Origin of the sequence: Chryseobacterium sp. X308, from assembly GCF_020733145.1 — a bacterium.
Lineage (GTDB): Bacteria > Bacteroidota > Bacteroidia > Flavobacteriales > Weeksellaceae > Chryseobacterium > Chryseobacterium cupriresistens.
On record NZ_JAJFZH010000007.1, the window covers coordinates 49,105 to 70,499 of the forward strand.

Annotated in this window: 22 protein-coding genes; 12 read left to right on the forward strand and 10 right to left on the reverse strand. The window is 37.7% G+C overall.

Annotation, left to right across the window (positions count from 1 at the left end; genetic code table 11):
* Window positions 1-321: 321 nt before the first annotated feature.
* The 7 genes from LIV57_RS09835 (at window position 322) to LIV57_RS09865 (ending at window position 5,666) form a co-directional block, all read left to right on the forward strand.
* On the forward strand, window positions 322-1,188 hold the full coding sequence (locus LIV57_RS09835; RefSeq protein WP_123263103.1) for an AraC family transcriptional regulator: 867 nt from the start codon (window positions 322-324) through the stop codon (window positions 1,186-1,188).
* Between the two features lie 78 nt (window positions 1,189-1,266).
* Window positions 1,267-1,746 (forward strand): DUF2938 family protein, encoded by a 480-nt coding sequence (locus LIV57_RS09840; RefSeq protein WP_227942446.1) that lies wholly within the window; start codon window positions 1,267-1,269, stop codon window positions 1,744-1,746.
* Between the two features lie 12 nt (window positions 1,747-1,758).
* Window positions 1,759-2,409, forward strand: coding sequence for an MFS transporter (locus tag LIV57_RS09845; RefSeq protein WP_227942447.1), 651 nt, complete (start codon window positions 1,759-1,761; stop codon window positions 2,407-2,409).
* Window positions 2,354-3,139, forward strand: a complete 786-nt coding sequence (locus tag LIV57_RS09850) for an MFS transporter (protein WP_227942448.1) — start codon at window positions 2,354-2,356, stop codon at window positions 3,137-3,139. Before LIV57_RS09845 ends, LIV57_RS09850 begins: the two co-directional genes overlap by 56 nt.
* A gap of 7 nt (window positions 3,140-3,146) precedes the next feature.
* Window positions 3,147-3,785, forward strand: a complete 639-nt coding sequence (locus LIV57_RS09855; RefSeq protein WP_227942449.1) for a DUF2490 domain-containing protein — start codon at window positions 3,147-3,149, stop codon at window positions 3,783-3,785.
* A 205-nt stretch (window positions 3,786-3,990) separates the two neighbouring features.
* Window positions 3,991-4,524, forward strand: coding sequence for a Crp/Fnr family transcriptional regulator (locus LIV57_RS09860; protein ID WP_317259038.1), 534 nt, complete (start codon window positions 3,991-3,993; stop codon window positions 4,522-4,524).
* Between the two features lie 131 nt (window positions 4,525-4,655).
* A complete protein-coding gene (locus tag LIV57_RS09865) occupies window positions 4,656-5,666 on the forward strand; it encodes an NAD-dependent epimerase/dehydratase family protein (RefSeq protein WP_120231255.1) in 1,011 nt (336 codons plus the stop codon).
* Window positions 5,667-5,698: 32 nt separating this feature from the next.
* Here LIV57_RS09865 and LIV57_RS09870 read toward each other — a convergent pair whose 3' ends face one another.
* Window positions 5,699-7,093: a cbb3-type cytochrome c oxidase subunit I gene (locus LIV57_RS09870; RefSeq protein WP_227942451.1), complete on the reverse strand. Its 1,395-nt coding sequence runs from the start codon at window positions 7,091-7,093 to the stop codon at window positions 5,699-5,701.
* Window positions 7,083-7,511 carry a c-type cytochrome gene (locus LIV57_RS09875; protein ID WP_166668339.1) on the reverse strand — a complete coding sequence of 143 codons (429 nt, stop codon included), beginning with the start codon at window positions 7,509-7,511 and terminating at the stop codon, window positions 7,083-7,085. Before LIV57_RS09875 ends, LIV57_RS09870 begins: the two co-directional genes overlap by 11 nt.
* Before the next feature lie 363 nt (window positions 7,512-7,874).
* Between LIV57_RS09875 and LIV57_RS09880 the strand changes: the two genes are divergently transcribed.
* The 5 genes from LIV57_RS09880 to LIV57_RS09900 all read left to right on the forward strand — a co-directional run bounded on the left by LIV57_RS09880 (window position 7,875) and on the right by LIV57_RS09900 (window position 13,107).
* Window positions 7,875-9,362 (forward strand): MFS transporter, encoded by a 1,488-nt coding sequence (locus LIV57_RS09880; protein ID WP_227942452.1) that lies wholly within the window; start codon window positions 7,875-7,877, stop codon window positions 9,360-9,362.
* A 30-nt stretch (window positions 9,363-9,392) separates the two neighbouring features.
* Window positions 9,393-10,724, forward strand: coding sequence for an MFS transporter (locus tag LIV57_RS09885; protein ID WP_123263096.1), 1,332 nt, complete (start codon window positions 9,393-9,395; stop codon window positions 10,722-10,724).
* A gap of 19 nt (window positions 10,725-10,743) precedes the next feature.
* Window positions 10,744-11,217: a hypothetical protein gene (locus LIV57_RS09890; RefSeq protein WP_227942453.1), complete on the forward strand. Its 474-nt coding sequence runs from the start codon at window positions 10,744-10,746 to the stop codon at window positions 11,215-11,217.
* A 4-nt stretch (window positions 11,218-11,221) separates the two neighbouring features.
* Window positions 11,222-12,508 carry an alginate export family protein gene (locus LIV57_RS09895; RefSeq protein ID WP_042721890.1) on the forward strand — a complete coding sequence of 429 codons (1,287 nt, stop codon included), beginning with the start codon at window positions 11,222-11,224 and terminating at the stop codon, window positions 12,506-12,508.
* Window positions 12,509-12,669: 161 nt separating this feature from the next.
* Window positions 12,670-13,107: an RrF2 family transcriptional regulator gene (locus tag LIV57_RS09900; RefSeq protein WP_227942454.1), complete on the forward strand. Its 438-nt coding sequence runs from the start codon at window positions 12,670-12,672 to the stop codon at window positions 13,105-13,107.
* 10 nt (window positions 13,108-13,117) lie between these two features.
* Here LIV57_RS09900 and LIV57_RS09905 read toward each other — a convergent pair whose 3' ends face one another.
* The 8 genes from LIV57_RS09905 to LIV57_RS09940 all read right to left on the reverse strand — a co-directional run bounded on the left by LIV57_RS09905 (window position 13,118) and on the right by LIV57_RS09940 (window position 21,393).
* On the reverse strand, window positions 13,118-14,920 hold the full coding sequence (locus LIV57_RS09905; RefSeq protein WP_123277907.1) for a hypothetical protein: 1,803 nt from the start codon (window positions 14,918-14,920) through the stop codon (window positions 13,118-13,120).
* Complete coding sequence (locus tag LIV57_RS09910; protein ID WP_042721888.1) at window positions 14,920-16,173, reverse strand: hypothetical protein; 1,254 nt, start codon at window positions 16,171-16,173, stop codon at window positions 14,920-14,922. The genes LIV57_RS09905 and LIV57_RS09910 overlap by 1 nt, the downstream gene beginning before the upstream one ends.
* A 13-nt stretch (window positions 16,174-16,186) precedes the next feature.
* Window positions 16,187-16,807 carry an ATP-binding cassette domain-containing protein gene (locus LIV57_RS09915; protein WP_042721887.1) on the reverse strand — a complete coding sequence of 207 codons (621 nt, stop codon included), beginning with the start codon at window positions 16,805-16,807 and terminating at the stop codon, window positions 16,187-16,189.
* Entirely contained in the window at window positions 16,804-17,487 is a 684-nt protein-coding gene (gene modB / locus LIV57_RS09920; RefSeq protein ID WP_042721886.1) for a molybdate ABC transporter permease subunit, read from the reverse strand. Before modB ends, LIV57_RS09915 begins: the two co-directional genes overlap by 4 nt.
* On the reverse strand, window positions 17,488-18,240 hold the full coding sequence (gene modA / locus LIV57_RS09925) for a molybdate ABC transporter substrate-binding protein (protein WP_227942455.1): 753 nt from the start codon (window positions 18,238-18,240) through the stop codon (window positions 17,488-17,490). It lies immediately after the preceding gene.
* Window positions 18,241-18,391: 151 nt separating this feature from the next.
* Window positions 18,392-18,616, reverse strand: a complete 225-nt coding sequence (locus tag LIV57_RS09930; protein ID WP_120231264.1) for a hypothetical protein — start codon at window positions 18,614-18,616, stop codon at window positions 18,392-18,394.
* 24 nt (window positions 18,617-18,640) lie between these two features.
* A complete protein-coding gene (locus tag LIV57_RS09935) occupies window positions 18,641-19,093 on the reverse strand; it encodes a hemerythrin domain-containing protein (protein WP_120231265.1) in 453 nt (150 codons plus the stop codon).
* Window positions 19,094-19,149: 56 nt separating this feature from the next.
* Window positions 19,150-21,393, reverse strand: a complete 2,244-nt coding sequence (locus LIV57_RS09940; protein WP_042721883.1) for a nitric-oxide reductase large subunit — start codon at window positions 21,391-21,393, stop codon at window positions 19,150-19,152.
* Between the last annotated feature and the right edge of the window lie 2 nt (window positions 21,394-21,395).

Genomic DNA, 21,395 nt, shown 5'->3' on the forward strand with positions numbered 1-21,395 from the left:
AAATATTCTCTGATGGTTATTTTTTTACAGACAACTATATCACAATGGCTAAGTCTTTATTCAGACGGAACTACTCATTTTTAAACGGCTACCAACTGGCTCATTGTGATTCTCTTTTGAAATATTTTCTACATGCGGATCGGAAAAGGATATCCGTATCAATGATATGATAATAAATACAGATGTTTTCTTGGGGAGAAGATCAATTTGGAAAAACATTATATCCAAAATGATTTAATCGCAATCAACGAATGATTAGATAGTATAATGGAACGAAATATTAATTAATTTTGTAGACAGATACTGAATATTATTACTATAATGCAAATAATACCTGTTAGAAATATTCATTCAAGGATAAAAGAGCCTGGTACTTCGGGAGAATTTATTATCTGGAATTTGCGTGAACTTTTAGCTGGCAAAGATATGGTGCAGGAACTACACAGGCACAGTTTCTATTTCCTGCTCATTATAGAAAACGGTACCGGCGAGCACATTATTGATTTTATTTCTTATCCGTTGGTTGATCGATGTATTTACCTGATACATCCGGGGCAAGTTCATGAACTTATGCTTAGCTCAAATAGCAAAGGCTATCTTTTACAGTTTACGGATGAATTTTACCTGAATTATGATATCACAACAAATCAGATACTGAAGGAAATCAGTCAGAATAGCTACTATTCAGCTGCCCCTGAATCTTTTGAAAAAATATTGTCTTTAATGGCAACAATAAAAAAAGAAATATCTGATAAAAAATATAGATATGAATATGCCATACAAGTAAATCTTCAATTGCTTTTTGTAGAATTATTAAGACAAAAACATAATCTTATTACAACTCAAACTGATGAAAAAAAATCTTATCAGTTAAAACGCTTAGAAGAATTTAAGGAGTTGATAGCCGATAACATCTCTGATCATAAACAGATTTTTTGGTATGCTGATCAAATGAATATGACTACCTACCAATTAAATTCCATCACAAGAGCAACTTTAGGCAAAACATGTTCAAAGCTCATTAACGATCATATCTTGCTTGAAGCAAAACGCTATCTTTTGGCCACGACCAATCAGATTAACCAAATCTCATGGCATCTTGGATATGAAGATGTCTCTTATTTTATCCGTTTCTTTAAAAAACATACAGGCTATTCTCCAGAAGCGTTCAGAAACAATTTTAAATAAGTCCCATTCAACTTCATTTTTGTCCTATTATCTGGGTAAAGCTCTATAATACCTTTGCAGCTGTAACATGCAAGGTGTATGAAAATAATACGAAAAATACTACTTACGGGAATTGTCGGAACATTCTCAACGGATATTTGGACTATCATTCTAAAGGTTTTTGGAGTACATTCTCACGGACTGTTGCTTGTAGGCCAATGGATAATTTCTCATTTAAGCCTATCCTCGCAAAAAGAACTTGAGGGGAAAGCATTATATCTCGGTTGGACGGCGCATTACTGTCTTGGAATGCTATTCGCCTTTGTACCCATTGCGCTATATGGACAGAAGTGGCTGCATCGCCCTACTTTTGCTACCGCATTAATCACAGGCCTGACTACATTCATGTTCAGTATTTTCATCATCCAGCCGATACTAAATTTTGGTGTGGCATTTTCCGAATATACCGGACAGCCTATTATTCTCCTGAAAGTAGCCTTGTTTCATATTGTGTATTGTATCGGATTATACGGTACAGCAAGAATGATAGCTAATTGTCCAAAAACTCAAAAAACATAAAAAATACCGAATATGAAATACACTGATAAAGGATTGTTAACGACAATTTCACTATGCATATTGCTAGCCTCCTTGGGAACCAGCATTGTTAATATTGCACTTCCTTCATTAACTGCTTTTTTTGCGGCGAGCTTCCAGGCCATTCAATGGGTTGTTATTGCTTACCTGCTTACTATTACTGCATTTGTTGCCATTGCAGGCAAGTTGGCAGATCAACATGGTCATGAAAAAACGTTACTTTTCGGAATCGTTGTATTTACGCTTTCTTCATTAGCGTCGGCGTATGTGTCTAATATTTGGTTATTAATTGTTATGAGGGCAATTCAGGGAGTAGGAGCTGCTATATTGTTGACGGTAAGTATGGCAATGGTTAAAAGGAATATAGCAAAGGAGAGAACTGGAACTGCTATGGGGATTCTGGGTACAATGTCTGCCATCGGAACTGCAATAGGACCTTCAGCAGGAGGATTACTGTTATCCCATTTTGGATGGCCGTCTATTTTTCTACTGCTTACTTTTTTGGGAATAACAGTTTTTTTTTCTGGCAAAACGTTTTCTCACAAAAGAAGAGCCTATATACAGATCTGGACAAATACATTTTGCCGATATGCTACTGCTCTCGTTTACGGTAGGAACCTATGCATTAGCAATGACCATCAGTAAAGAAAGTTTCAATATATACACACTTCTGTTATTTCTGGTTTCACTTCTTTTGGGAATGCTTTTTTTCTTGGTACAGAAGCGCAGAACACATCGCCTGATAGATGTCAGTATCACTAAAAATAAACTCCTGATAAGTTCATTACTGAGAAATTTAATTGTTTCATGCTTGATGATGACTACGCTGATTGTCGGTCCTTTTTTCCTTGCGTCAGGTTTAGGGTTCAGTAATGACGTGGTAGGTGGAATAATGTCCATAGGCCCGATGATTTCCATTTTCACTGGCATTCCTTCAGGGAAGATCGTAGATAATATTGGTACTGAGCTTACTATGAATACAAGCTTGATTATATTGCTTGCCGGGACACTATGTTTAGCCTTACTGCCCGGTATTTTTGGATGGGTAGGATATGTTATCGGAATCATCCTGCTAACTCCGGGATATCAACTGTTTCAGGCAGCCAATAATACTTCTATAATGTCAACAGTAGGTGAAAAGCAGACAGGTGCTGTTTCTGGTATTCTGAATTTATCCCGTAATATCGGGCTTATTACAGGAGCCTCGCTAATGGGCACATTATTTATGAAGGCTACAGAATCCGCACCCGAAGCAGCGAGTCAATCCGAAAGAATGTTTTTCGGACTTCAGATAACCTTTCTTTTTGTTGCTTTCCTTCTGATACCGTTAATCCTGAAAAGTCTTGTCCATAAATATAAGTTAAATAAAAAGTAAATAGAAAATGATTTCAAAAATCTCATTATTGCACGCTATTGCTATCCCTTTTTTGAGAACGTTCACTCTATTATTATTTTTATCCTCTTTGCCTGTCTGCGCACAAACAGTCAATGAGTTTAATTCGTGGTGGTATTACACAGGAACGTATAAGATACTGCCCCGCATTAACGTGCAGACAATGTATTCGTGGAATAGGAATGATTTCGTTAGAAACTGGCAACAATCAAAACTAAAAATAGGAGCCGACTATGAGTTTAACAGGCATTGGAAAATTGCTGCGGGTTACGAATGGATAATCCTTTATCCTTACGGAGAATTTCCTATTTCAAAAAAGCGTGCGGAACATCGGATTTATGAAGAATTAAAACATGATTTTGTGTTAGGCAAATTCAAGCTAAGTACTAGTGTAAGAGCGGAACATCGCTTTCTGAATACTGATGTAACTCACCGCATTCGATTACAGACGGGCGTAAAATTTCCCGTGTGGAAACAACAGAACCAATCTTTGATAGGTCTCTCTTTTTATGAGCAGATGATATTGAATACAGACAAACAATTGGTGAATCAGTATCTGGCACAAAACAGGCTTTATGGAGGAGCGGATATTTTCCTGGACAAATCGCTTACGCTAGGCCTAGGATAATTAAACCATCGCATTTATTTAACGAAAAACCGCATAGAAAATAATCATACTTTAATAATTTCTTTATACCATTATTTGGATTTGACTAAGAAATAACAACATTCACTAATTTGATGAATGAAAACATCATCCAAAAATAATATCTAAAAATGATTCTCTAATTTTGTAAAATGCATGAAAATTACTCAAACTAATCTCACCGGTTATACCGCCATCTGAGAGAAAATGGTGTTTACAATATTTTGAGCCCACACTCTTTCCTAAAAACCGAGTGATTGAAGAAGAAGGCATGATACCAAAGTATTTGTACTTTGTAGTTTCGGGATACCTACGACTTTTTCACTACAATGATTATGGAGATGAAGTAACCACTCATATCAACTGTCCACCTGGATTTATCACCTCATACATTAATTTTATTAATCAGACAAAATCCAATGAAAATTTGGAATGTATTACAGAATGTAAGCTGTTGAGAATTAGCAAAAATAATCTGGATATATTGACCGAAAAGAGTACCCTTTTTAAAAACTTCAGCATTTCGGTTTTTCAGCAATCGCTTGTCTATAATGATCATAGATCAAAAGAACTGGCGACATTAAGTGGTAAAGAACGATACCGGAAATTTATAAAAGATTATCCGCATATTTTACAGAATGTCCCATTACAATATATCGCTTCATTTCTTGGCATGGACCCTAAGAGTCTAAGCCGAATAAGAAAGGAATCACATTTATAAACTTAAGTGATAAACATGACAAATTTGTAGCATTAAAAATTTTAATCACAATTGACATTAAGTAACATTTGTGAAGTATACCTAGAAAAGCTTTGCCGAATTTTGTCTCATATATTAAACAATTAAAAATTATGGTACAGAAAAATTTGGCTTTAGTAACAGGTGCAAATGGGCATCTGGGAAATAACCTTGTGAGACTGCTGATAAAAAAAGGCGTTCCCGTGCGTGCGGCTGTCCGCAACATCAAAAATACGGCACCCTTTGCAGGGCTGGAGTGCGAGGTGGTACAAGCCGATATAACAAACATGCAATCTCTGACCACTGCATTGCAAGGTATACAAACATTTTATGCGGTCGGTGCTGCTTTTAAACTTTGGGCCAAAGACCCTAAAAAGGAAATCTATGATGTCAATATAGAAGGAACCCGCCTTCAGATAGAAGCTGCTGCACAAGCTGGCGTAAAACGCATTGTTTATGTAAGTTCTATTGCTGCGTTGAACTACACCAAACTTCCGACAAAAGAAAGCAACGGTTACAATCCCGATCGCAGGGATATGTATTATAACTCAAAAAACGACGGTGAAAAAATGGCCTTTGACCTGGCCAAAAAACACAATATAGAATTGGTTGCCGTATTGCCGTCTGCCATGATTGGTAGTGAATCATTTGCACCGCTAAATGTATCTTACAATATCATTAACCTGATTTTGAAAAAACAAATCCCTATAGAAACCAATATTACTCTTAATTGGATTGATGTAAAAGACGTTGCCGAAGGATGCTACCTCGCAGCAACAAAAGGCAGAGCCGGCGAACGCTACATTTTAGCAAACGAACAATGTATGTCGATTAAAGAAACAACCAAAATTGCTCAAGAACTTTTGCCTGAACTGAACATTAAATTACCCACTGCTGTTCCTAAACCCATACTTTTCGCAATTGCATGGCTAATGGAAATAGTAAGCAAAATTACATCAAAAACACCATTGCTTACTAATAAAGACATTGCCATGTTTTCGGGACTTCAGCAAAATTTTGATATTTCAAAAGCCCGGACAGAACTTGGTTTTGATCCTAAAAATCCAGTGCAAGCAGTAAAAGAGGCAATATACTATCTGCGAGAAAACGAAAATCGCCTATAAATTTTGTCTGAAGCAGCCATCATTAAAACTTTTCAATCTCTCTTCCTTATTGACTCATTGCCCAGGTGGTTAAAAGCATCTAGTCTTCTTTGTTGTGCAGTTTTCGTCTTATACCTAACGAGTATAGCAATGGTGTGGTTGATCATTGGATAGATTATAATACAAATCCCTATGATTAAGCCAGTTCCAAATAAGCCAAATATAATATGTAAAACTTGCATAGAATCCTGAAACATACCAAAAGAGATCTGCTCTGAAAAGTAAATCCATTTTGAACGTTTAACTCCCATCACCAGCAATATAAGCCAAAATCCTAAGAATGAAGCATTAAAGATCCGGCTTCCCAGAAAAATAGTCTTTTTAACTTTTGGTCTCATTCCTTTTACAATTTCCAGGATAAAACTTACAGAAGACAACAGAATAGTGGTATTAATCCCGATGATAGTTCCCATAGAATGAGCCACCGTAATGTGTGTTCCATGTGTAAAAAGATTAATGGCAGGAATGGAAATCAACAATGCTAAAAACAGGTTCAGAAAGATCCATAACTCTGATAGCATCAGCATACGGTAAGAGACTGAAAACTGTTTCTTACTTTGTGCCGGAATATCTTTTTTCCAAAGATAGATGATTCTTAGCAGGATGATCCATTCCGTCATACTGATGATATATGCTAAATAACGGATCCATTCTGCATTCGGAACGGGATAAATGTGATGTGCCCAATTGAACATCACATTAATAAGACCGAGGAAGAAAAAAAAGAATCCCGTTTTTGAATGGCTGTAACCTGACTTTCCACTGTTTCTTTCCATTACATACATAGAGGTACCGTATACCAACATATTCCATGCCCCTACATAGGCACCGCCTGCTTTCCACTGCATCGTAAGGTTTTGAGTATAGTGTTCTCTGAAGTAAGGCAGGATCCAGAGGTGAGCTTCTGTAAAATGAAAAATCACCAATACGATTCCCGTTCCCCACATCCAGTAATATACAGGCCAACGGGAAAAAGTACGCCACATCACACGAAAATAATAAATTCCGAACAAGATCCATCCTAAAAGAATAGGTACATAGAAACCATGAGGAAATTCAAGGTATTCTTTTCCTTCAAATTTCTTGAATATATAACAAGCCGCTATCAATATACCCGTAAATGTAAAGACCCAAAATTGCCACTTCATAATCCCTGAGCTTGTCTTATCATTCTGGATATACCACATGATCCCGCCAATAGCTGTCATAAAGATCCATGAAAGGGCAAAAAGAGTATGTAACGGCCGAAGAACAGTAAATGGAAATATGGTTTTAGCAAAATCCGGAACCGCATACTGTACACCAGATAAAAAACCAACAAAAAGACACAGTACCAGGCTCAGCAGCCCGATCAGTATATAATAGAAAGGATAAGCGTTATTTTTCATTTTTTACTTTTTGTGGATAGTCTACCCATCCGCCATAATTGATCACAGCATTCTGTGTTGGATAATACCCCGTTCTATCAACTTCTTTTAAAAATTGTAGGATCTGGTCCTGCTGATCAGGCGAAAAATCGAATTTGGGCATGGATTTGATCCCGCTGATCATCATTACCTTTAGATATTCATCACTTTTATCAGGCCTGGACGTAACATTAGTAAGATCAGGGCCTAAATATCCCCCCAGACCATACAGTTGATGACAAGCATTACAATTATTTTCCAGCCACAGTCTCTCACCGTTCAAGGCTTTTTCTGAAAGCTTAAAATCACCGTAATCTGCCTTTTCAGTATAAATTTCTCTATTGTAGAATGCGTAGATGAAAACCATGAAAAGAAAGATGCCCGCGTAGTATTTATTCATCTTCATTGATATTATGTTGTATGAATCTAAGTCTGTAGTGATCTCCAAATAAAACATTCTTCCTATTGGGGACGTTAGGTGCCGGGATCTGCCGGAATAAGGCTGAGTAAAAATGTGTACTTTTTTTCTGCTTCTGAACATATAGGATAATTTCCATCCGCGTAATACTCCTCATAATGAATATTTTAATTACTTGAAATGATGATAATACAACCTCGAATCATATACTCCATTGATCGCTTTATGTATAGAATAACATGATTTATGACACAAAAATAGAAAAAAAATCTATAATAAGACAAAAATGTCTTATTTATAATATCTTTGTGCAAGTAAACTAGATTATTAAAAAAAACCGAAACAATGAACGCAAATTTATCTTCCGCCCACAGAATTCTGTTTCTGAATACTTTGGCATTTACGATCTGTTTTGCCTGTTGGACTTTAAACGGTGTTTTAGTTACTTATCTTGTTGACAACAATATTTTCAACTGGTCTGTGGTAGAAACAGGCTGGCTTTTGGGAATCCCTATTCTTTCAGGCTCTATCATGAGACTTCCCTTAGGGATTTTAACAGATAAATATGGAGGAAAACCTGTATTCTCAACTTTACTTTTACTTTGCAGCATACCTTTATTTTTATTATATTTTGCAGATTCTTATTGGATCTATTTGTTATTAAGTGTCCTATTCGGAATGGTGGGCACAGCATTTGCCGTAGGTATTGCCTTCACTTCTGCTTGGTACCCGAAAGAATGGCAGGGACGTGCATTGGGAATATTCGGAATGGGAAATGCAGGAGCTGCTCTTACTACATTTTTTGCTCCTACTCTGCTCAATTATCTATCTGCTGATGATCCGGAAAACGGATGGAGAATGCTTCCCATCATCTACGGAATTACGTTAACGATCATCGGATTTATATTCCTGTTTTTTGTTGAAAATAAAAAAGCAGCAGTTCAGAACAAATCAGTAAAACAGCTTCTTAATCCTTTAAGCAAAATCAGGGTTTGGCGATTCGGTCTGTATTATTTTCTGGTATTCGGCCTGTTTGTTGCTTTCTCGCAATGGTTATTGCCTTATTATGTAAGTGTTTACCAAACTACATTGGTTTTAGCAGGACTTCTTACTTCCGCATTCAGTTTACCGAGCGGTGTGATCCGTGCATTTGGAGGCTATCTCTCAGATAAATTCGGGGCCAGAAAAGTCATGTACTGGGTACTCTATTCTTCTCTGGTCTTAAGCGGATTATTGATGCTTCCTAAAATGGAGATTTTGACACCGGGAAAAGGAATCACTGCAAAAAAAACAGGAACAGTTCAAACCATTGAAAAAGATAAGATTATTCTTGATAACGGGGAATTCAGCATCAGTTCAAAACCTGAAATACCTCAGCAAACCTCTGTATTACCCAAATCATTTTCATGGCAGGAAGTTTTGGTAAAACACAATGAAAAAGTACAGAAAAAACAACTTTTAGCACAGGGCGTTACCCTCATCAAATTTGAAGCACATATATGGGTTTTCTCCATTCTTGTCATTCTTATTGGCATTATGTGGGGAATCGGTAAAGCGGCCGTCTACAAACATATCCCTGAATACTTTCCGAATGAAGTGGGTGTTGTTGGTGGAATGGTAGGGCTTATCGGTGGTTTAGGAGGCTTCATTGGACCTATCTTATTTGGTTATCTCCTAGATTTTTCAGGATTATGGACCAGCTCATGGATTTTCGTGTTCCTGGTTTCAGCCATATCTCTTTTCTGGATGAATACAATAATCAAAAAAATGACACATAAAGAAGCACCACACATTAAGGATAGAATTGAACATGTCAATTGCAACAAAGATTAACATTAAACCCAAAAATAAACAACTAAAAAGATGAATGATTCACATTGGCTCACCAACTATGACTCTTCCAACGAAGAATTCTGGAAACGCAGCGGCAAAAAAACAGCATGGAAAACATTGACCATTACAACTGCGGCTCTCACCTTATCTTTCGCGACCTGGTTTTTATACAGCGTCATCGTTATCAAACTTCCTCACATTGGCTTTCAGTTCACAGATGACCAGCTATTCTGGATGGGAGCAATGCCCGGATTAGCGGGAGGGCTTCTAAGAATTGTCAATACATTTCTAATTCCTATCTATGGTACCAGAAAGGTAGTTTCTGTCAGTTCACTCATCAAGATCATTCCTGTGGTCATGCTTGGATTTGCCGTTATGAATCCTGAGACATCCTTTACTTATTTTATGGTGATTGGATTCTTGTTGGGAATCGGTGGTGGAGACTTTTCATCTTTTATGCCTTCAACATCCTTATTTTTCCCGAAAAAAGAAGCCGGAACCGCACTCGGTATTCAGGCTGGAATCGGTAATTTTGGAGTAAGCCTGGTACAGTTGCTTTCACCACTTGTGATCAGTTTAAGTATCTTTTCATTCATGGGAGGTGGCGAGATCATTGTGGAAACAGGTAAAACCATCTACTTGGAAAATATTGCGTTCATCTATGTTATTCCACTATTTATCATTGGAATCTGGGCATGGTTCTCATTAAAAAGTATTCCGGTAAAGGCATCTTTCAAAGAGCAATTGGACATCTTCAAGGATAAACATACCCTGTACTGTACAATGACCTATATCATGACCTTCGGGATTTTTGCAGGATTTTCGGCATCCTTCCCTATGATGATCAAAAACCTGTATGTTCCTTTAGACAAAAACCTTGATCCGCTACAGTTTGCATTTTACGGACCGCTTATTGGTTCAGCATCCAGAGTGATCTTTGGAAAAGTTGCTGATAAGATCGGAGGTGCATTACTTACACAGGTTACCGGAATAGCATTGATCATCCTGATTTGCAGATTGATTCTCGGAGGATATTTAACACCTACTTCTCCCGATCAGTTCGAGGGTTTCCTATTTATCGTTTTAGCCATCTTTTTCTTCACAGGAATTGGAAATGCAGCAACGTTCAAGCAATTCCCAGTCATTTTCTCAGATTCTCCGAGAAAAGCAGCCGGAGTTATAGGCTGGACTGCAGCAGTGGCCGCTTTCGGACCTTTTGTGTTCAATGTTTTGATCACACAATCCAGAATGATGACAGGTGATTCAAGGCTCTTTTTCTGGTTTTTGGTAGTGGGTTGCGTAATGGCTACAGCTGTCAACTGGCATTTCTATACCAAATCGGGATGTGAAAGACCTTGTTAATAATAAAAACTTAAAAAAAATGAAAAAAAACCTCATGTTACTGATGATGATGATGATGATATCCATCATTCTGAATGTTGTTCTGGTCTATAAATTCTTTTATCAGGGCGAAAAAGTGATCATTAAAAAAGACAGCAGATCCGAGATAAAAATGACCAAAGAAAACCGTGAATATGTGATGGCAGAAATGCGGGGTTTCTTGGAAAGTGTACAAAAGATCAATGACGGAATTGCTAAAAACGATCCCAATATGGTCGCCGGTGTTGGTCAGCAATCCGGAGCCTGTAAGATAAATACCATTCCTCAGGGATTGGTAAGATCTTTACCCTATGAGTTCAAACAAATGGGCTTTCATACCCATGAACTTTTTGATGTAATGTCAAAAATGGCCAAGCAAAAATACGACAGACAGGAAATTCAGGTGAAAATGAATGAACTTCTCAACAACTGTGTTGCTTGTCATCAAACTTATAAAATAACCGCTGAACCTTAATGAAATGTTTAAGAACAAAATTACTTTAGGCATTTTAAGCCTCGCTTTCGGATTGGCCAATGCACAAATGGATAGTCTGAAAATGAACATTGATCTGCGAACACGAGCAGAACTGGATAATGGAGCAAGAACCCTCATTCCAAAAGGGAAATCTGCAGAGACAACTGTTCTTTCCCGTGCTCGAGTCGGAATAGATTATTATTATAAAAACCTGGAAGTTTACCTCAGTGCACAGGATGTAAGAACATGGGGAGAAACAGCTTCCAATACAGGAAAAAATCAGAACTTCACCATTCATGAAGCCTGGGCAAAATATCAGTTTTCAGGCCAATTTTCTTTGAAACTAGGGAAACAGATTCTTTCCTACGACAACGAACGTTTACTTGGGACATTGGATTGGATGATGCAGGGACGAAGTTTTGAAACTTTGAAAGGTATTTATACCCTAAGTCCGAATTCTAAAATCGAAGCTGCAATCACCTACAACAATGATGATAATGATACCAATGATTTGTCCGAAAAAGAGATTTACAGCATTTCGGAGGGTGGAGAAATCACAAAATCACTTCAGGTTTTGCATTATCAATTTACCGGAAACAACAAATTCCTATTCTCAGCCATCGCTCTGAATAATATTTTGCAAAATCCATCAGGTACCCATTATGATATGTTGACAATGGGAATCAATGCGAAAAAATATTTCGAAAACATCGGTTTTTTCGGTTCAGCATATTATCAAACGGGTAAAAACACAAGCGCTCAGACCAAGTCTGCTTATCAGTTTTCAATCAATTCAGATTTTCTGATTCATCCAAAGATTAATATTGTTGCCGGGACGGAATGGCTTTCCGGTAGGAGTTATGATACTTATTCCGGAGAAAACAGATCGTTCAGCCCTTTGTATGGAACCAATCACCTGCATAATGGGTTTATGGATTATTTTTATTTTGGAACAAGCCATTTTAACGGTTTCGGGTTGAATGATTATTATCTTAAATCTACTTTTAAGTTTAATTCTAACTCCATAATTACGGGTAACCTGCACATTTTCACTACAAACGGAAAACTGGGTGAGAATAATCTGGAAAAAAAATATTCATCTTATTTAGGAAGCGAACTGGATCTGGTTCTCATCCAAAAATTCTGGAAAGTGATCACGGTAAACCTAGGTCATTCCTTTATGTTTGCAAGTGACAGTATGAAAGTCCTTAAAAATGTTTCAGAACCAAAAGATCTGCAAACGTGGACGTGGCTTGCTCTGAAAATTGCGCCTAATTTCAAACTGAAATAATTTGTCTTGATCGATGAAAGTCATTAGAATTTTAGTGGCTTTCATTTTTTTAAGCTTCACTTCAACTTTATACCAAATATGAATCTCCTAAAATCTATGGTTTCGGCGAGGTTTTTGTATTTTTACAACCAAGTTAGTAGTTTAATCATTAATAAGAATAAATGTTGATATTTTCGAATACATGTCAGTATGCAATAAAAGCATGTATTATACTTGCCATTGAAAGGCGGAAGATTGGGATCGCAGATATTTCGGAAAAAATAGGCACCCCTACCCCTTTCACTTCCAAAATTTTACAGCATATGACCAGAAAAAAACTGATTTCTTCAGGAAAAGGAAAAGGTGGTGGTTTTTATCTCGATGATGAACAATTTGAGAATCTGACAATCAAAGACATCTATGAAAATTTTGAAGGTAAGGAAGTTCTTACCTCATGTCTTTTAGGGTTATCCTTATGTAATGGGGAAAATCCCTGTCCCATTCATCACCTTGCTGTTGCTGTAAAGGAAAAAGTGATGATCATGTTCCAATATAAGATCAAAGATCTGAAAGATCTTGGAAGTGTAATGAAGCTGATGAATGAGCCAGAAGTATTTTAAATTCTACAGCTTATAACTGCGGAATCTGGATCTGATCAATTTTTGATCTGTATGATTTCAGTTCAGAAAAAATACGGTCTACTTTTGATCTGAAATAGTTTGTATGGGCAAAAAGATCTTCATAATAAGCAATTCCTTTCAGTAAATTAGCTTTGAAGCTCTCCCATTTTTTCACCTGAGATTTGGTGATCTCTTCAGAAAAATCGGCTATTTCGTTTTTAAGATGATCCACATACAGTTTCAATTCGTTGATAAAGACATTTGGACGGCGTTCGTCCGGCAAAACATTTTCGTATCCGTAAATATGGCGAACCATTTCCGAAAGTGAAAGTTCTCTGTCGAAAAAGCTAAGATTAGGTCCCGGGCAAATAACAACTCCCTGTTTCTCACCTTTTATCGGCAATCCGTGTTCCAGATAAGCGGAATTGACAAGACCTACACAAAGGCAGGATTTATCGGTGATATTTTTTCTGCTTTTTTCGTATTGTTTATCTGTAAGATTTGCTCTGTTATTTTCCAGCTCATCCATTTTGATATCCTGATATTTTTTTGAAGCGGTACAGGTTCCTTTCGGATCAAATTCTTTGCTTAAAGCCAAAAGTTTTTTAGGACATGAACTCCCGAACTTACTTTTTGCTATATTTTTTTCCTTGATGATCTCATTGCTTGTTCCTTTGATTGTATTGAACGGAACTCCCAATGGTGATATGTTGCTCAGATAGAAGTCTTCTTCTTTTCCTTTCACCAGAAGATCTCTTGTTTCCTGATCGAGAGAAGTAGCTTCCGGAACCAACAAAAACGGAGAACCCCATCCTACACTGTCTGCATTATAATTTGAGAGAAGAAATTCGTGTTCTTCAGAAGTTCCTACACCGCCTTGTACAGAAATTTTAATGTCTAAAGGCTCGGAAGGAGCCGTTTTACCCTTTTGTTTCAATGCTTCGCTCCATAAAGAATATGCCGAAAACTGGAGTTCACTCTTTTTTTGTTTGAATTCCTCCATGATTGGACCCATCAAAAGTCCGTCCGTAGCAAAAGCATGACCACCACAATTCAAACCGGATTCTATTCTGTATTCCGAAACCCAAAGTCCTTTTTTTGCAAGAAAATTTCCCTGGATCATCGCTGAACGGAAATCACTTACCTTGATGATGATCTTCTTTTTCAGTTCTCCGTTTTCATTAGGAAAAAAGTGTTCAAATTCCTCCAGATAGCTGTATAATCTGGGATTCATCCCTGCTGAAAACACTACAGATGAAGACAGTTTACTCTTCGCAAAACCACGCAGAGAAGCATGGGCATCATTATAAATCGTAGGAAGCTGTACATCCTTCACGAAGTTGTCCTTATCTACTTTGGTCATGATGTTGACATCAATTTCGCCCGGAAAAAGGTTTTCATCAATGAATTTTTTAATGTCTGCTGCGAAATCGTTTTTCTTATCGAGAATGTTCTGTAATCCTTTTTTGAAATCGGAAGTACTCGGCAACATTCCGATAAACTGTTTTAAGCTTTCTGTGTTTTTGGTAATTTCTTCTTTAAAATATTTACATTTTTTCGTAACAATATCATCCATCATATCCAGATATGCCGTGATTCTTCTCGCTCTGTGATCTTCCGATTTTATGGAAATGGCAGAATAATCAAAATTGAATTTCTTACTGTAAAAATCTCTCATTCTTTCCACGATCTCATCATCGATAATAGACACTACGGAAGAAATTCCAAACTGGGCAACACGGATCGGACTGTCTATGGTATAAGCCAGTCCCATTACAGGAATATGAAAATTGTGTACTGGTTTTTTGTTCATTATTTATTAAATTGGTTTAGATTGATATTTTTAAATTCTTTATTGATGTAATTCTTTATTCTTAAAGCTCTGATAAACATCCCGATCGAGATCATAATGACCACCGAAGCAAAAAGCAGCCAGTATTTTGCACTTAAAAATGGAATGTAAACGATGGAAAAGAATCCCGAAAGTCCCAAAATAACCTCATTACATATGATCCCGAAGATCATGATCACAATACTGGTCTGAAGGAATTTGTTGATCTTGATATTTTCCAGATGCAGCATTTTCCAGATCAGGAAAAGACTCACTCCCATCAGTAAAACCAAGTGCAAATACCCGATCACGATATTGATATTGCTGAAAGCGTAAATTCCCAGTTCAGGAATTGCCGATAAGATCTGAAGAATGAATTTTCCTAAAAATGCAAAGCCTACAACCACAAGAAGCCATTTTTGTATGACATGCTGTTTTTTGAATAGTTTGGTTTGCTCGAACCATCTCCAAAGTTTAATTGCTCCTATAATCTGAAGGATAGAAATCACACCGAAAAAGATGTGAAGGAGCTCCGGCATATCTATCCATAAAATGGAAAGTCCATATCCGAAAAAGCATCCAACAGCCAATAAGCGGAAAATGGTTTTATTCAGTTTTTCCTGAATTTGAACGCCGTATTTTTTCAGGGAGATCAAAAACAAACCTATGGAGGAAAACAGGAAAAATCCGTTATACTGAAAATGAAGATAAAAATAGGTAGAAGCTCTGAACAGCACATCGAACTCGTCTTTCCTTGCCGAAAAATATCCCAACCCGAAAATTCCGATCGCCGACAATGTAGCAAAGAATGCTCCTGACTTCAGCCAAATGGTTTCAGGATTCTTATTTTTCCTAAGATCAATCAGTAAAAATAGATAATAAGCAAAACCGGTAAATAAAGCTACTGAAGAAAACACGATGGAAAGCCAGAAATACCCTCCATAAAGAAAAGTAATCAGCATTCCGTATGAACCGATCTGATTAAAAATCTGCAAAAACTGATACTTTGAAACGGCAATTCCAGCATCACTTTCAGTCAGGTATTTCGTAACAAAAAGATAAATCGCTGCCGAAACCCATCCGTAAAATGCAAAATGAGAATGCGATTCCTGCATGAATTTATGAGAAAATCCCGGAAGTGAAAATGCGAGATTATACCTCATCATAACACCGACCACCGATACTATGAAGAAATTGAACAGGCAAAGCTTCAGCCAGAAATTAAAGTTTTTCATTACTACATTATTTTCATTTAATCATCAATTTTCTACACGGAAAAGCACTGAGTTCCTCTTCGCTATGATTGGTCATAAAAACCGTCGCTCCATTATTTTGATGTTCAACGATCTCCGTCATCATTATTTTTCTCATTAAAGGATCCACTGCGGAAAGCGGTTCATCAAGGAGAATGATCTCAGCATCCTGAACCAAAGCTCTTGCCAATGCAATCCTCTGCTGTTGCCCTCCTGAAAGTTTTGATGGGAAAACATTTTCAAAGTTTTTAAGGTTAAATTTTTCCAGTAAACGATCGATTTTTTCAGTGTTTTTTTCCTTCTGTGCAAAAGTAATATTCTGTCTTACCGTCATATTCGGAAACAAAGCATAATTCTGAAACATCAATGCTGTATTACGTTTTTGCGGAGGAAGAAAAATCCGGTTTTCAGTATCCAATACCGTTTCGTTGTTGATGTTAATCACCCCAAAATTCGGTGTAAGCAATCCTGCCATGATCTTAAAAAACACAGTCTTTCCAATCCCCGAATCTCCTGAAACGTGTATAATCCCACCTGTTTCCAGCTGTTCATTAACCTCTAACATTTTACTTCCCGAAGAGGTAAAAATCTGATGTTTTAGGTGGATCTCAATCATCGGAAAGTTGTAAAGTTAATTTTGCGGTTAATACTGTAAATCAGAAGCAAGATTAAAAAAGACAGTATGAAAAGGACAAATGCATACTTATTGGCTGCTTCAAAATTAAGTGCCTGAACCTGATCGTAAATAGCCACTGAGGCAATTCTTGTTTCCTTCGGAATATTTCCTCCCACCATGATCACAATCCCGAATTCCCCTATACAATGCGCAAAAGTGAGCGCAATAGCTGTAATAACGGAAGTCTTTATATTGGGGATAAGCACGCGGAAAAGGGTAACCAATTTTGATTTTCCCATCGTGTAGGAAGCTTGTCTAAGTTCATCAGGCAACGCTGAAAATCCATTCTGTAAAGGCTGGATCATAAACGGAAGGTTAGCAATAATACTCGACACAACAATTCCATTGAACGAAAAAGCCAACCGGACATCGAAACATTCCTGAAGATATTTCCCGAACGCATTTTCCGGACTGAAAGCCACCAAAAGATAATATCCCATTACGGTAGGAGGCAGTACCATTGGCATACAAATAAGAGTTTCCAGAACAAATTTCAGCTTGAAACGGGAATAGGTGAGCCAATATGCCACAGGAATGCCTATGATGATCAGTATCAAAGTGGTCACCAATGCTAATTTTCCTGTTAGGAATAATGTGTAGATAAATTCCTGATCTAGCATTTAGTGTCGTATTTCAGTTTGGTATCCGTATTTTTGCCAGATCTGTGCTGTTTTTCTGTTTCTTATAAAATCAAAGAACTGCTTGGCTTCTGTCTGTTTTTTTCCTTTCAGCAGGATGCCGCTTTGTGGGATTGAAGCTGCTTCGTTCTCCGACAAGAGATAATAATTCCCTTTAGCTTTCATTTCTTTGCTCATAGCTGTAGAAAGGGCTATAAAAGCGAGATCAGCATTCCCTGTAGCGGCAAATTGTGCAGCCTGACCAATGTTTTCCGCCCAGACTATTTTGTGTTCGATCTTTGGATAGATTCCTGTATTTTTCAAAGCCTGAACGGTATTTTTCCCATATGGAGCCAATTCAGGATCAGCAATTGCGATTTTTTTTATTTCGGGGTTCAATGATGTTTGCAAACCTTCTGAAAGATCAAATGCCGAGCTCCACATCGCTACTTTTCCTAATGCATATATTTCGGCTTTACCGAAATTCCTGTTTTCGTTTTTAATTTTCTCTATGAAAGAGGAATCTGCGGAGAGAAAGAGATCAAAGGGTGCTCCATTGACAATCTGCTGAGTCAATAATCCTGAAGATCCGAAGGTAAGTTCTATTTTTTTACCGGGATTTTCCGTTATATAAAGTTTTTTTAATTCTTCCAGAACATCTCTGAGGTTAGCCGCTGCTGCAACAAAAACAAATGAATTTTGTGCGCTATTTTTCTGATGGCCAGATTCTTTTTTACAGCCAAAAAAAAGTAACAAAGTGAAAATGGTAAAAAATAAATGTCCGAATCGAATCAATCTGTCCATAAGTAGCACGAAAAGAAATATTTATAATAAGACTTTCTTATCTCTTTTCAAAGATAAGGGTATAAGTTGAATTATTCAAATAACATTTCGTGAAAAATGAAGATTAATCCAGTTTTTTCAGGGTCCTGCATTTTTCTTTTTCTCCTGTTTTTATCAGAGAAATGTCAACATATTTTACCAATCGTTTGCTTGCCAATTCAAACTCTTTTGCCTTTTTATCAGCATATTCGTAGGTATACCCTACTCCCATCACCACTTTATGGCCGTTGCAGATCCCCATTGCCAAATAGAGGTACTCGCCTATTCCTGCTTGTTTATAAGTTGTCATACTGTTTAAAATTAATGATAAAAATCATTTCCAGAACTGATCCGGATAGTTGTCCTGCTCTTTCTGATGGATAAGGCTCAGTTTGTTTCCTATTTCCGTCATTTCATCATCTGATAAATGGTTTTCCAGATGTGGAAAATACATTCGTTCTTCAAAACGTATATGCCCACTCAAAGCATCTGCAAAATCTTCTAAAAGTCTGGGATTCTGAGATTGATTCACAGTATTAATCAGCTTTCTTATTTCAGAATGTTCTTTCTGCATCTGAAACTGAAGGCTTTCATTTTCCGGTTCCGGCAATACGGTATCCTCTATTTCAAAATGTTTGCTCAGGCTTTCCTGCCAAAAATAGTTGATATATTTTTTGATCCTGTCGTAAATAATATTCTTTCTTACCCCTTCACGGATCTTCCAGCTGCACAACAATCCGAAATGATGATCTCTTGATAGTGGTACTAAATTTTCATTCCTTTTCATATCTTCAAATTTTAAAAAGAACTGCCGCCTTTCAGCAGCAGCTCAAGTTGATTATATTATCTCTTTTCTTTTAATGACCATCCTGTTTTAAGTCCGATAATGAAAATGACGATCAACAGTTCTCCCACAGCAAGCAACACATCCCCGGGAACGCGCAGCCAGCGTAAGGTATGCATCATATCGGTTTGCATGAATTCTGCGGAACGGGCATACCAATATCCTTCTTTAATAGATGCAACAGACTGCATGATGCCAATAGGAAGTAAACTGATGGTAACCATGACCAATAAGCCGATGTTGGTAAGCCAGAATGCCCATCCAATGAGTTTATCATTCCAGTGCCTGTCCGGATACAATCCACGCAATACAAACATCATCAATCCGATTCCTAAAATTCCGTACACTCCGAATAATGCAGCATGACCATGTACAGCTGTTGTATTCAAGCCCTGAATATAGTATAGCGCAATCGGCGGATTAATCGCAAATCCAAAGATCCCTGCTCCTAAGAAATTCCAGAAACACATAGCAATGAAGCAGTAGATCGGCCATTTGTAAGCTCTGATCCATTTTGTGGATTTACTGATCTTATAATTCTGCCATGCTTCAAACCCAATCAATACCAACGGAACAATTTCCAATGCACTGAATGTAGCTCCTAAAGCCAATACTGCGGTAGGTGTAGCACTGAAATACAAGTGGTGGAATGTTCCTAAGATACCCCCTGCAAGGAAAATAATGGTAGAGAACAATACGGCATTGGTAGCGGATTTTAATCCTAATAATCCCAATCTTGTAAATAAGAATGCTGCTACAACGGTTGCAAATACTTCAAAGAAACCTTCTACCCAAAGGTGTACGACCCACCATCTCCAATATTCGGCAATTGCCATGTGTGTTTGTCTTCCGTACATTAATCCTGCTCCATAGAACAATGCGATCGCTACTGCAGAAAGCGTGAATAAAAGTAGTAAATGTCTGTTGGCATCTTTTTTCTTCAAGGCAGGTAATAAGGCTCTGATCATCAATACCAACCACAAAATAAGCCCGACCAATAGTAAAATCTGCCATACTCTACCCAATTCTACATATTCGTATCCGGAATGTCCCCAAAGGAAATTATCAACATACCCTAATTTCTGCATTACTCCGAACCATTGTCCTGCCAATGAACCTAAAACCACGATCAGCAATGCCCCGAATAAAACATTCACCCCAAGTACCTGATATTTTGGTTCGTATCCTGAAACGGCAGGTGCAATATATAATCCTGTTGCCAACCATGAGGTTGCAATCCAGAAAATAGCCAGCTGAACATGCCAGCTTCGGGAAATGGATTGTGGCAGGATCTCATCCAGCGGAAATCCATAGAAAGCACTTCCTTCTACCCCGTAATGTGCGGTAACTACCCCTGCAAGCATCTGAACCAGGATCAGAAGAGCAACAACCCAGATATATTTTAACGTAGCCCTCATGGAAGGAGTTGGCTTCATATTTCTTAAAGGATCTTCCAACGGAAGTTTCTCGCTGAGTTCTTCTTCTTTATGACGGGCATGATAAAATACGAGTAAACCTACACAACCCAACAGCATCAGGACACTGAAACCTGACCATAAGTGCAATGAAGGCGGCGGAATATTACCGATCATCTCATCATGAGGCCAGTTATTGGTATATGAAACCTCATCGCCGGGACGATCTGTGATACAAACCCACGCTGCCCATGAGAAGAAGGCATTCATTTTTGCCATTCTTTCGGGAGTCTTAACTGTATTTTTCGGAATAGCGTATTGATCTCTCAGCTTTGCCATTTCCGGATCATCCATGAATATTTTTGCATAATACTTAGCCAGTTCTGCCTGTACTTTAGCACGTTCCGGACTGATCACAATGGTGTTTGTGGCTTCGTCCAACGTATTTTTGCGGATTTCTTTTTTCAGAAGAACCTTGTATTTCGCCTGTTCATCGTCGGATAAATCTTTATAAACTTTTCCATCTTTTTTAGCCAGTTCTTCCAGAAGAAGAAGTGATTCGCGGTGAAGATAGTCGGCACTCCAGTCAGGCGCGATGTATGCTCCGTGTCCCCATATACTTCCAACGGTCTGTCCCCCGATAGATTGCCAAACATTTTGTCCGTCTTTGATGTCCTGTCCGGTTGCTATAATGGTACCATCTGTAGTTACAATTTTGTCGGGAACCGGCGGAATCTTTCTGTAGATCTCCACGCCATAGAAAATAAGTACCGCAAAGGAACCCAGAATGACCGCCGTGAGCCAGATCCATAATTTTTTAGGTGTCATAT